Source organism: Colwellia sp. F1, assembly GCF_056238625.1.
On record NZ_JBWDLI010000013.1, the window covers coordinates 50,662 to 63,847 of the forward strand.

At 40.6% G+C, this 13,186-nt stretch carries 8 protein-coding genes and 1 pseudogene; 6 read left to right on the forward strand and 3 right to left on the reverse strand.

Annotated features, from left to right (window positions below):
* Window positions 1-31: 31 nt before the first annotated feature.
* The 3 genes from AC0UA9_RS13060 (at window position 32) to AC0UA9_RS13070 (ending at window position 6,027) form a co-directional block, all read left to right on the forward strand.
* Complete coding sequence (locus AC0UA9_RS13060) at window positions 32-1,576, forward strand: ABC transporter permease (protein ID WP_475660542.1); 1,545 nt, start codon at window positions 32-34, stop codon at window positions 1,574-1,576.
* Window positions 1,576-2,601, forward strand: coding sequence for an ABC transporter ATP-binding protein (locus AC0UA9_RS13065; RefSeq protein WP_475660543.1), 1,026 nt, complete (start codon window positions 1,576-1,578; stop codon window positions 2,599-2,601). Before AC0UA9_RS13060 ends, AC0UA9_RS13065 begins: the two co-directional genes overlap by 1 nt.
* Window positions 2,602-2,769: 168 nt before the next feature.
* Window positions 2,770-6,027 carry a S41 family peptidase gene (locus AC0UA9_RS13070; RefSeq protein ID WP_475660544.1) on the forward strand — a complete coding sequence of 1,086 codons (3,258 nt, stop codon included), beginning with the start codon at window positions 2,770-2,772 and terminating at the stop codon, window positions 6,025-6,027.
* A gap of 301 nt (window positions 6,028-6,328) precedes the next feature.
* On the opposite strand, the gene AC0UA9_RS13075 is transcribed toward AC0UA9_RS13070, so the two are convergent.
* From AC0UA9_RS13075 to AC0UA9_RS13085, 3 genes and pseudogenes are all read right to left on the reverse strand, one after another.
* The gene (locus tag AC0UA9_RS13075) at window positions 6,329-7,702 is read right to left on the reverse strand and encodes a type II toxin-antitoxin system HipA family toxin (RefSeq protein ID WP_475660545.1); all 1,374 of its coding nucleotides are present in this window, start codon (window positions 7,700-7,702) and stop codon (window positions 6,329-6,331) included.
* Complete coding sequence (locus AC0UA9_RS13080; RefSeq protein WP_475660546.1) at window positions 7,692-7,982, reverse strand: helix-turn-helix domain-containing protein; 291 nt, start codon at window positions 7,980-7,982, stop codon at window positions 7,692-7,694. Before AC0UA9_RS13080 ends, AC0UA9_RS13075 begins: the two co-directional genes overlap by 11 nt.
* 500 nt (window positions 7,983-8,482) lie before the next feature.
* Window positions 8,483-8,806 (reverse strand): annotated as a pseudogene (locus AC0UA9_RS13085) (type II toxin-antitoxin system HipA family toxin); the annotation flags it as partial.
* A gap of 108 nt (window positions 8,807-8,914) precedes the next feature.
* Between AC0UA9_RS13085 and AC0UA9_RS13090 the strand changes: the two are divergent.
* From AC0UA9_RS13090 to AC0UA9_RS13100, 3 genes are all read left to right on the forward strand, one after another.
* A complete protein-coding gene (locus tag AC0UA9_RS13090) occupies window positions 8,915-9,601 on the forward strand; it encodes a response regulator transcription factor (protein WP_475660547.1) in 687 nt (228 codons plus the stop codon).
* The gene (locus AC0UA9_RS13095; RefSeq protein ID WP_475660548.1) at window positions 9,598-10,935 is read left to right on the forward strand and encodes a HAMP domain-containing sensor histidine kinase; all 1,338 of its coding nucleotides are present in this window, start codon (window positions 9,598-9,600) and stop codon (window positions 10,933-10,935) included. Before AC0UA9_RS13090 ends, AC0UA9_RS13095 begins: the two co-directional genes overlap by 4 nt.
* An 80-nt stretch (window positions 10,936-11,015) precedes the next feature.
* Window positions 11,016-13,160, forward strand: coding sequence for a TonB-dependent receptor domain-containing protein (locus tag AC0UA9_RS13100; RefSeq protein WP_475660549.1), 2,145 nt, complete (start codon window positions 11,016-11,018; stop codon window positions 13,158-13,160).
* Window positions 13,161-13,186 lie beyond the last annotated feature (26 nt).

A 13,186-nucleotide genomic window follows, 5' to 3' on the forward strand; every position in this document is an offset into this window, starting at 1 on the left:
AAGCGCTATAGTGACAAATATGCAGCAAACTATGTTTAAAACACTAAACCTTTGCATTAAACGCTGGCCATTATCTTATAGTTTATCGTTAATTATTGCATCATTGGCCTTTTTACCTGTCATTATTTTGTTTACGCTCGCATCAGATAACGCACAAATGTTTGATGCGCGTAACCTTGATATTCTTAGTAATACCCTCTTATTAATGCTATTTACTGGTTTAGGCGCTGTTATTATAGGCGTACCTTTGGCGTTAATACTGACCTACGTTAATATTCCTTGGCGACGTTTTTGGTTAATTTTATTAACCGCACCTTTGGCGTTACCAAGCTATTTAGGCGCATTTACTTTTTATGCTGCCTTTGGCGCTGGGGGTGAAATAGAAAATGTGTTTGGTATTACAACCCCAGTGCTAAGTGGTTTGTTTGGTTCCAGTTTAATTATGGTGCTATACACCTATCCTTTTGTATTACTCAGTACAAGGGCAGCATTAAGTAGTTTAGACGCCAGCCAGGTTTATGCAGCAAGAACACTTGGGATGTCATTGCTGCCTAGTATATGGTTTGTGGTGTTACCACGTATTCGTAACGCAATAGCAGGCGGCGCACTGTTAGCTGCTATGTATGCCTTGTCTGATTTTGGCACACCAGCAATTATGGCACTAGATACTTTCACTAGCGAAATTTATGTTGAATACAATGCGTTTGGACTAAGTCAGGCAGCAATGCTGTCTTTGCAATTATTAGCGGTAGTTGCCTTAATGTTATATATGGAGTCAAAAGTTAAGGTGGGCCAAGAGGCACCAGGCAGACACTTAACATTTTGGCCTAACCCTTGGCAGTCTAGGTTGTTATTGCTAGCGACATTACCAATAGTGATCTTGGCGATATTTTTGCCCTTAGCGGTATTTTCTTTATGGTTATGGCGTGAAGGTGTTAGTTATTTTGATATTCAATATGCCTTCAACTCAGCCTATGCTTCTTTACTTGCCGCATTAGTTGCTGTTATTTTTGCATTACCTTTAGCTTATGCTGCCACTAAAGGGAGAGTAGGGCGTATTATGGAAAGAATAACTTTTATTGGTTTTGGCATTCCCGGCATAGTAATGGGCACAGCGTTAGTTTATGCAGGGCTACAGTTACCATTTTTATATCAAACATTGGGCTTGTTGGTGTTGGCGCATGTGCTAAGGTTTTTACCCTTGGCTGTTGGCACAATCCGCAGTTCAACCGAAAGGCTAGATAGCGCTTTAGTAAGTGCAGCGCGTGTTCTAGGGGCTAAACCCAAGGAAGCTTATCGTCGTATTACCTTACCACTTACTATGCGTGGTGTAGTTGCAGGCGCGGCCTTAGTCTTTTTAGAGGTGATGCGTGAATTACCCGCTACGCTATTATTAGGCCCGATAGAGTTTGAAACCTTATCTACCTACTTATGGCGTGTTTACGAAGCAGGCTATTTTGGCAGAGCGGCTATTCCCGGCCTTTTGCTTTTTTTCATTTCTGGTTTAGGGTTAGCAGTCATGTTTAGTACAGAGCGTTGGGGTAGCCTTACGTTAAATGAAGGATCCCCCCGTTAATGATTACAATTAATAACTTAGCCATTAAATACGATGGTACTACCGTGGTTGATAATTTAAACCTTAACCTAGCAAGTGATGAAATACTGATGCTTGTTGGCCCTACAGGGTGTGGTAAATCAACAATCTTAAAGGCGCTAGCGGGTTTAATACCAATATCTGCAGGTGACATCAGCCATCAAAGTTGGCGGGCAAATACCACGCGCTATGTGGCCCCAGAAAAACGTAATGTTGGCATGGTTTTTCAAGACTTCGCCTTGTTTCCCCATTTAACGGTAGAGCAAAATATAGCGTTTAGGTTAAGTGATACCAGCCAAGCAGAGCGCTGGATAGCATTGTTAGGTTTACAAAACTTTCGACATGTTAAACCCAGTAACTTATCAGGCGGACAAAAACAACGCGTGGCACTAGCACGTACACTAGCGCATCAACCATCTTTTGTGTTGTTAGACGAGCCATTATCAAATTTAGATGCTGCCTTAAAGGATGACTTACGTTGGGAAATTCGCAGCGCACTAAAAACGGCCGGTATTCCTGCTATTTGGGTGACTCATGATCAAGAAGAAGCACTATCAGTAGGTGACCGTATTGGCGTACTACGTGCTGGTAAACTAGAGCAAGTAGATAAACCAGAGCGCTGTTATAACCAACCCATTAACCATTTTGTAGCACGCTTTTTAGGTGAAACTAACTTTGTTCCTGCAGTTATCACCCCAGACAAAAAATGTGTAATTGCTGAACTAGGCTTTGAGCAGTCTTTTGACCCAACAACATTAATAGGCGAGGTTGATTTATTATTACGACCAGAAGACTTTTCCGTAACAACTAAGCCTATAGCGGGCTCTACCGGAGAAGGCAAAGTTTTTTCAATGCGTTTTGAAGGTGGCAGCCGTTTATATCAAATTAAGATGGCAAATACCTTATTAAAAGTAAGAACCCGGCACGACATAAAACTGGAAGATGAACAAACTGTTTATTTAAAAATAACAACGACTAAACCAATTGCAGTACTTAAAAAAGAATAATTAACTAAGTCTCGCGTGCAATAAATTGTACATTAACAAAGTTTATCCATCATAGCTTTTTTTATCGGTGCTAGCATAGCTTTTGCCCATGCTATAACATCAACACCCTTGTCCAAAAAACTACATACAAAACACTATAAACACCGTATGTTGCTAAAGGAAGTTATCATGCCAAAAAAATATATTTTGTGGGCTTTAATGTTATTTACCACTGCTACCACCGCAACTGAAATAAGTTCAGAATGGTTTTTACATAGCAGTATTTCACCTAATAGCGAAACTATCGCCTTCTCCTATAAAGGCGATATATATACGGTGCCAACAAAAGGCGGGACAGCGCGTGCCTTAACTCTTCATCAAGCTTGGGATGGCCACCCTGTTTGGTCTCGAGATGGGAAAAATATCGCCTTTGCCAGTGACAGAAATGGCAATTTAGATATTTACCTTATGCCAGCTACTGGTGGAAAAGCAAAGCGACTAACCTATCACTCAGCCCATGATATTCCTCAAGACTTCACTAAGGATGGTAACCAGATATTGTTTACCTCAAGTCGTATGGGTTCAACACTATCAACTGTATTTCCAACCCCCCGCTTAACTCAAAGTTATACTGTCGCGGTTCAAGGTGGTACTCCAACACTACTGTCGACTACGCCAGCATCAGAACTTCAATTTTCCCCCAGCGGAGAACAAATACTATACCGCGATGAAAAGTCCTATGAAAATCAATTTAGAAAACACGATACATCAGCCTTTGCTCGCGACATTTGGTTGTACGATACTATTTCTGGTACACACAAACAGCTAACAACATTTGCAGGGGCGGATCACAACCCCGTATGGCAAAACAAAAATACCTTTTACTATACCTCTGAAGAAAAATCAGGCGTGTTTAATGTTTGGCAAGCCAATATCAATCGCAGCAAAAAAATACAAATAACTGACTTTAAAGAACACCCAGTACGTAGTTTATCAATAAGTGATAATGGAACATTAGCCTTTGTTCACCACGGTAGCGTATATACCAACAAAAAAGGCGCAACCAAACATGTAAAAATAACAATAGCTAACGATGTACAAGAAGATGATTTGCTGCCTGTTTCTTTAGGCGGAAAAATTACAGAATACGCCGTATCGCCAAACGGCAAAGAAGTCGCCTTTATTGCTCGCGGTGAAGTATTTGTTGCAAGCACAGAATTTAAAACAACCCGGGCAATCACCAACACAGCGCAGCAAGAGCGCTCAGTGTCTTTTCATAACGACGGTAAAACGCTGCTTTATGCAGCAGAGCGCGAAGGCCACTGGGGTTTATATGAAACCAGTATTGAAAATGAGTCTGAGCCTTACTTTTTTGCTGCTACCGTTCTAAAAGAAGAGGTGCTTCACTTAACCGACTCCGATAGCTTTCAGCCCGCTTATTCTCCTGACGGTAAAAAAGTTGCCTTTTTATCAAACCGTGATGAAATTCAGGTGATTGACCGCGCAAGTAAAAAAGTGAATGTCGCTTTAGGAAAAGAACACAATTACTCCTATGCTGATGGCGACATATCCTTTGCTTGGGCGCCAGACAGTTACTGGATGACAGCAAGTTTCTCACCACGCGGCCGTATGTTTATTAATAATATTGGTGTTTTTCCATCTGACGGCTCAGCACAACCGAAAGACATTAGCTTGTCTGGTTACAATGACGACGCACCAACATGGCATACCGATGGTGAAGCCGTATTATGGTGGAGTGCTCGGTTTGGTCAGCGTGACCATGGCAGTTGGGGGCGCGAAGGAGACGTGCTCGCCGCTTTTTTAACAAAAGATAGTTACGACAAGTTTAACTTGTCAAAGGAAGAGTATGCGCTACAAAAAGAATTAGAAAACAAAAAAGAAGACGCTAAAAAAGACCAGCCTGAAGATGGCGATTCTACTAAAGACAAAGCACCAAGTAGTGAGTCTCCAAACAGTGAACCACTGAACGTTGAGCCATTAAATATTGAGTGGGATAACATTGAGCGTCGTACCGTTCGCCTTACCGTGCACTCTTCAAACTTGAGCGAAGCATACCTGTCTAAAGATGCTAAAGCATTGTACTACTTAGCTCGCTTTGAAAAAGGCTATGACTTATGGCGTCAATCTATTCGAGACAAAAAAACAGAATTAGTGGCAAAACTTGACGCTCGCTCGGCAAGTATGTCTTTTAGTGCAGACGGTAAGAAAATATTTATTCTTGCCGACGGTCAACTACAACAAGGCGATGTAGGTAAAAAAATAACCTTAAAACCAATTAGCGTAAACCCCGTGATGGCATTAAAAAAAGCTTCAGAGCGTGAGTTTATGTTTGACCACAGCTGGCGAATAATTAAGGACAAGTTTTATCGTGACGATTTTCATGGCATAAACTGGGATGCTATCGGCAAATCGTATCGTAAAAAATTGCCATCTATTGGTCACGGACGTGATTTTGCGAATATGTTTGCAGAAATGACCGGAGAACTAAACGCCTCGCATATAGGTTCGTCTTATCGACCAAAAGCCAATAAAACAGATGACAACACAGGGCGCTTAGGTTTGTTTTTTGATGACACTAAACAATTCGCAGTAGCAGAAGTGTTAGCAAAAGGCGCTTTTGATACTGCCAACAGTAAAGTTAAGCCGGGCGTCATGCTTATCGCCGTTAATGGGGTTGAATTAACACCAACACAGAATTTGTATCAGTTGCTCAATCATACAGTTGGTAAGCGTGTCAGGTTTACCTTTAAAAGTGTTGAAGGAGAACACTTTGACGAAGTAATAAAACCTGTTTCTACTCAAACTATCACTCATTTGTTATATGACCGCTGGGTAAACTCGCGAGAAGCATTAGTGGAAAAACTGTCTAAAGGGCGACTGGCTTATGTTCATGTGCGAAGCATGAACGACCCAAGTTTTAGGGCAGTATACTCTCGCCTTTTAGGCAAACATTTTGACAAAGAAGCTGTTGTAGTTGACACACGCTTTAACGGCGGCGGTTGGTTACACAACGACTTAGCTAAACTACTCAGTGGTAACGAATACTTCACCATGCATGTTCGTGGCCGTCAATATGCAGGTGACCCGCTTGACCAATGGAACAAGCCCTCAGTGCTGTTAATTAATGAAGGTAACTATAGTGATGCCCATGCATTCTCGTACACCTATGACGAGCTAAACTTAGGTGAAATGGTTGGCATGCCTGTACCAGGAACCATGACCGCAGTGTGGTGGGAAATGGGTATATCAGGAGATTTTCGTGCTGGCGTACCACAAGTGGGCATGAAAGATACCAAAGGAAACTACCTAGAAAATAGCCAAACCATGCCAGACTATCAAGTAAAAAATGACCCTGAATCGTCAGCAAATGGGCAAGATAAACAAATTGAAAAAGCGGTGGAAGTATTACTGAATAAACTAAATTAATGATTATTCAGATCCAGAATGTAGATTAATATTTCAAGTCATATCTAGTCACTATATAACTGGTTAAAAACGTTGTATTTAGCCAGTTTTTCACTTCTAATTATTTCGATTCACTTCGTCAATAACCTACTATTTCGGTCACTTAACCGGAAATTCCGAACAGTTGGCCTGGAAGTCAAGCAGGAAGGGGAATGGTTGTTAGAACATTATAACTTGTTGGCGGTGCTTACTGTGGTCATGTAATGATGCGATTAGGTCTTTAGGTATGCTACATACTCCTTAACCCATTGTCGTGACAGAATTAGCACAGCGTTTTTCCTTTCCGAAAGGCGTGGTGTAAAAGCGCTGCATTTTCCTGTTTGCGCTGATCAAGAGTTTTAATAATCGCAGACATTGTCGTTTTACTAACCGCTTGTTGTGTTGCAAGGGATGCAAAGTTACCAATCGCTTCAACGACTTCTTGAATACATTGCTGGGCCTCTTTCCAATTAGCAAAGCCTGCACTTGCTGCCAATTTTTGCATTACTTTGAGTGGCGGCGCTTTTCCATACCCTGCAAAAGCTGTTGCATGCTCATTAAAGGGATGAGGGCTAAATGTAACGTCGTAAAAGGGGGCTAGCTGCCAGTTACCATCATCCCCTTGCAAAAAGCCCCAGTTTTTACTGTGGTCATCTTGGTTAGCTGCAAATAAATTAAACATAGCGCGGCGAAACTGAAGTTGCCCTGCCGCAGGAGACTTACACAACTGACGACTGGCTTTTATAAGGTCACTATAGTCTAAGTTAGGAGCACGAAAGTCGGCATCTAATAAGCCACAGGCACTATGCATATGCAAACGCCCTGCATGATGTTCGCTATCGGCTTTATCTGCCGGTAATCCTTGTTCTTTTGGTAAATAGTCAAAACGTTTCAGTGCTAGCCAAGCTTTTGCACCGCTACTTGGTGGTGCATCAATTAACTGCCAAACGGGTGGCTGGCACTTAGCTTGCTCAGCCATTTGTAGATACACGGCTTCACATAAGCCCTCTTCATGACCTAGTGCCAAATTCTTCGACGTAAATTTAACCAACCATGCCTCATCTCCTGGCTGTGCATGCGTTCGGCATTGCTTTGCGTCACCAGCAGGCATATAAACTTGTGCCTTAGGCCTTGCCCCACCAGAGCTCCCCACAGCAACCAAAGTTGCTAAAACGTGTTGTGTATTACCATCTAACTCTTCAGATAAAGATAGATCAAATAAGGTTTGTGCTTCTAACCCAAGTGTTGCTATATCAATATTTTGATGTTGTTCAGGGGAAAACGCTGATACGGGCGTAAAAGACAATCCCCCCATACCTTGGCTGCCAACAAACGCTAAACGATCCATCGCTGTAACTTGCGCAGGTAAAACACCTTGTTGGCGAAATATTCGGTCTTGGAGCAACAATCCCCAGCCATCAGGCAAACTATCACCAAAAACGCCATGAATCCCGTGGTGAGGTTCTTTAGGTGCTTGTTGGAGCTGTCCATTTGCTTGTAAAGTAAACGGGGATAGGTTTCCAAACTTACTAATGTATTCATCAAAGTACTGAAAGAACACTCCTTGGCGGTTTTGAGCTAATACGCCAACCGGCACAGTCTCACCCGTTGTAAGCGTTCGTTGCACGTTGAGCTTTTGAATTGATTTAAAACTCATCTTTAAGGACCTCTTCTATACTGGTAGGCAAAGCATTGCGCTCTGTGCTTACCTGGGTTAGCCGATAAAGCCTATCGAGTGAGTCAAGTGACTGCCATAAGAGAAGTAACTGGCGAAAAGAAATTTGCCCAGTGAGTTCAAATTTTTTAATGGTAGGCGCAGGCACACAACTACGCTGGGCAAGCGCCTCTCGCGATAGTTTAGCCTGCTCACGTAAACCACGAAGGTGCGCTGCAAAAGCTTGGCTAACATCAGTGTCATCTAAAAGTGAAAATTTCATATTTAACCATAATGGATACAGTAATATCCATTATAGTATAAAAAAGTGGTTTATGGATACAGTAATGTCCATTAGTTATAAGTTAAGCGCATTTATGGAGAAAAGAGTATAAAGCTGGTATATTTCAAACTAGTAGATTTCTTAGTGTGCTAGTTTTAGTGAACGCCCATATACATTAAGAACCAACCAGCTGGTGGTTAAATCGGTGGTTAACAATCAATATTACGTACAGAGCCATGCCTCAACTATTTGATATATATAAACTAATAAATTGAAAATTAACATTCAAACTCAGAATATTGATTAATATTTCAAGTCATATCTAGTCACTATATAACTGGTTAAAAATGTTGTATTTAGCCAGTTTTTCACTTCTAATTATTTCGATTCACTTCGTCAATAACCTACTATTTCGGTCACCTAACCGGAAATTCAGAACAGTTGGCCTAGAAGGCAAGCAGGAAGGGGAATGGTTGTTAGAACATTATAACTTGTTGGCGGTGCTTACTGTGGTCATTTTGGTTAGCTGCAAATAAATTAAACATAGCGCGACGAAACTGCAGTTTATCTGCCAGTAACCCTTGCTCTTTGGGTAAATTGTCAAAACATTTAAGTGCTAGCCAAGCTTTTGCTCCACTACTTGGTGGTGCATCAATTAACTGCCAAACCGGTGGCTGGCACTTAGCTTGCTCAGCCATTTGTAGATACACGGCTTCACATAAGCCTTCTTCATAGCCTAGTACCAAGTTCTTCAACGTAAACTTAACTAGCCATGCTTCATCCCTAGGTTGTGCATTACCAGCAGGTATATAGGTTTGTGCTTCTAGCCCAAGTGTTGCTATGTTATTTAATCTATTTTTACTTTTACAGACATTAATATTAGTGTTACAAATGGTAATAGTTATCATTTGTTATTGGGTCGTGTTTACATTGTGTCAAAAATAAAAGTCTTGTTAATTGAAGACGACAGTATTCTAAATAATTATCTTGCTGATCTCCTTACTAAGACAGGTTACCTAGTCGAGCAATGTTTTGATGGTGTTTCAGGGCTGAAACTGGCGCAAACACAGCAGCATCAGCTTATTTTGCTCGATAAAATGTTACCTAAATTAGACGGGGTTTCTGTATTAAAAGCGTTAAGACAAACGAGCCAACAACCGGTGATTATGATTTCTGCCAAAGGGGCAGAAGAAGAGCGAATTTTGGGGCTAATTCATGGTGCAGATGATTATGTAACTAAACCCTTTAATAGCCAAGAGTTATTGCTAAGAATAGAAGGTTTACTTAGACGAAGCCAGCTAAAAGTATTGCCAAACAACACAACTGAAATAAGTGTTGATGGCTTAACACTTAATGCAGCTAAACAACTCATTAAGGTAAATGGTGAGAAGGTTGAATTTACGCCTATACAATTTAAGTTACTGTGGGAGTTAATATCACAGCAGGATAAAACTATTAGTAAAGCAGATTTATATCAAGCGGTATTAAATAAAAAACTCGGTGTATACGACCGCAGTTTAGATATGCACTTAAGTCGAGTACGCAGAAAACTTACTGAAGCTAATTGGTTAGGTGAACGTTTACAAACAGTGCATGGCAAAGGATATTGTTTTAAATGAATAGGCAATATCTATGGAAACTATGTTTAATTATTGCTACCGGACTCGTTGCTTTTTTCTATATTGTAAGCGTGCTAACTTCTAAAGCGGAAGAAGGCATGAGCTTTATTGCCGAAAAAGATCGTACGCAATTAAAAGCGTGGGGTGCAGAAGCCGAACGTCTTTATTCATTAGGTGACCAGAAGCGTCTAAACCAGTGGTTAGACACCTTACACAAAAAAGAAAATACATGGGTGGCGGTAGCGAGTTTTGCAGTTGAGCATATTGCCGGTGACCAACTAAGCGAAGAGTTAATAACAGGCCAACACTTTGGGCGTAATATTGATTGGAAAATACATTTATATTTTGAACATAACCCAACAATGGAGTTGCAGTTTTTAGACACTAACGCCAGCTTTTTAATAGAGTTACCCGATAGAATGAGGCCGGGCGCTTACTGGTTAACTACCCGAATCGTATTACAAATAATTTTACCTTTAGCAGTATTAGTTTTACTTGCTACATGGCTGTATCGACATATTATCACGCCTTTACATCAATTAGACAAAGCGACCTCGGCGTTTAGTAAAGGAAATTTTGACGTTAGAGTGAGAAAATTGCTAGGCAGCAGAAATGACGAACTTGCTCATTTAGCGTCTACTTTTGATCAAATGGCTAGCCGTATTGGCGAATTAATTGCTAATCAGCGACAACTTATTTCAGATCTGTCACATGAATTACGTACCCCATTAACTCGCTTAGATATTGCCGTAAATAATTTTGAAATAGACAATAGTCATCAACACCTTGCACGCATATCAAGAGAGTCGACCTATATTCGCAAATTAGTGGAAGACACGTTAACACTTGCTTGGCTAGAGAATGAAAAACCTATTATTCAGCGTGAATCGGTAGACTTAGTAGATTTATTAGATGTTGTTATTGATGATGCTAAATTTGAATTTGCAGACCGAGAATTAATACTTGAAACACCTAACAATGCACTTATTAGTAACAGTAATCACCAAGCGCTGTGTCCGGCATTAGAAAATATTATTCGAAATGCGTTACGTTATACCCCTACGGGTAAGACAGTAGGGGTAAAATTAAGCCAGCAAACTCGTCATTATTGCATTGAGGTCATTGATCAAGGGCCTGGCGTACCAGTGCAATATTTAGATAAAATATTCAGGCCGTTTTTTCGAGTGGATAATTCACGTAAAGAAGGCAGTGACAGTTTTGGTTTGGGGCTAGCACTAGCGAAGCGCTTTTTAAAAAGTGTTAGGGCAGACATCTTTGCGCAAAATCATCAAGCAGGCGGTCTTGTGGTAACGATAATAATTCCTATTACGTAAATGTAACAAATGTAAAAGTTGTATGAATAGCTGGTTTAAATGGTAATAATTCTCATTAACAAAACAACAGAGAACTTATCATGTTATTTACACCAAAGAAAAAAGATGTATTTCGTCAGGCACTTGTTAGTGCCAGCGTTGCCGCAGCCACCTTACATACAAGCGTATATGCTAATGAACAAGAAAATATAGCGGCAGTAAAAGCGATTGAAAAAATTGTTGTAGTTGGTGCAACGACTAACACCAACATCACACCAGATCAGCTTGAGAAATATCAGGCACATGATTTAGCTGATATATTTCGCCAAACCCCCGCGGTAACTGTGGGTGGTTCTTTAAGTATCGCGCAAAAAATTTATGTGCGTGGTTTAGAAGACTCAATGATTAATGTAACTGTTGATGGTGCGCCACAAACCAGCACGTTATTCCATCATATTGGCCGTGTATCAATTGAACCTGAATTATTACAAAGTGTTGAAGTACAAGCGGGCGCAGGTGAAGCAACAGCTGGTACCGGAGCCGTTGGTGGTGCTATTCGCTTTAAAACCAAAAGTGCGGATAACTTACTGAGTGAAAATGAGCAGTTTGGCGGTATGGCTAAAGCAAGTTACTTCACCAATAGTGGTCATAAAGAAAGCATTTCTTTATACGGTAAAGTGACAGAAAAGGTTGGTGTTTTAGCATCCTTTGTTAACGTTAGCCGCGATAATATGGACGACGGTGACGGTGAAGAAATTCCTGGCACTGGGGCTGATCAAACACTCGCCTTTGTAAAACTAAATGCTGACTTAACCGAAAACCAAATACTGACCCTTAGTTATGAAAGGCGTAAAGAAGAAGGAAAATTTGGCAAGCAAACTAACTGGGCGCCGCTAGCAGGCGACCCTTTATTTGAATCTTGGGGTGAGCGTGAAACCATAGTACTCAACCACACTTGGTATGCAAGTGATTTACTTAATTTAGAAACTACACTCTATCAAACCGACTCATCATTTAAACGTGAGTTGTACACTTGGGATGCTTCAATAGAAACCACAGGTTTTGATATCCGTAATACCAGTGATTTAGGTGAGCATTCATTAACTTATGGTGTTGAACGCAAAGTTGACAAAGTACATGCACAATCTTATGAAGAGTTTGGCGGTATTTATGATGAAGAAGGGACAGTTACCGGTGTTTATGTGCAAGATCATTGGCAGCTTAATGATGAATTACTCGTTAGTTTTGGTATTCGTCATGACTCCTACGAGCTAGACCATGTTGGCCAGTCAGCCAACTGGATAAAAGTGGATGGTAATTGGGTTGTTGAAACGGATACGAGTGGGGATCCAATAACAACAAACGAAACCTTTTCAACTAAAAAACAAGACGGTTTTAGCAGCAACTTTGGTGTGGCTTATAGCTTTACCGACAACTTAAAATTGTCTGCTAGCTATGCTGAAGCATTACGTGGCAGACAAGTTGCTGATGCGTTCACAGTGGGAGAGTTAACCCATAACAATAACTTAGAGCCAGAAAACGTTGCCAACCAAGAACTTGGTTTAGAATATAATGATGGTACCTTTATTTTTGAAGCTTCAGCGTATATCAGTGAAATTAGCGATGTTGTTTTTGATAAATTTAAAGGCAGCGAAGGTGTCTTTTATGAAAATATTGGTGACTTAGAAACGACCGGCTTTGAGTTAGCGGTTGGTTATCAAACCAATAATTTTAACATAATCGTTAGTTATAGCAGCAATACTGTTGAGTTGAATAATGCCCCATTTGTTTGGCCTGATGCCAATGATGCATCAGGATTTAGCACGGTTGTTTTAGACGGTGTTGATTTAGCGGCCTATGAATATGGTGGTTTAGGTAATGCAGTAGGTGATTCATTAAACGTAAATGTTAATTATGAAATGACTGATGCGTTAGAAATGGGCGTTAACATCAACTATGTTGCCAGCTTAAATAACATTGAAGTGTTTCATCGCTCTATTGAGTTAGGATGGCTTACTGAGCTTGAAACAATTGATAAGCCGAGTTACACAGTAGTGGATGCTTATGTTAAATATTCACCAATAGACAATTTAACTTTCGATTTGGCTGTGCAAAACCTGCTGGATGAATCTTATCGAAGCCATGGAAGTGTAGGAGACTATGGCCATATTGAAGGCTACGAAAGCATTGTTGGGATTAAAGAAGCAGGAAGAGATATTCGATTAACCGCCGCTTACCAGTTTTAAAAGTAGCGTTAATTTAACCTCATATA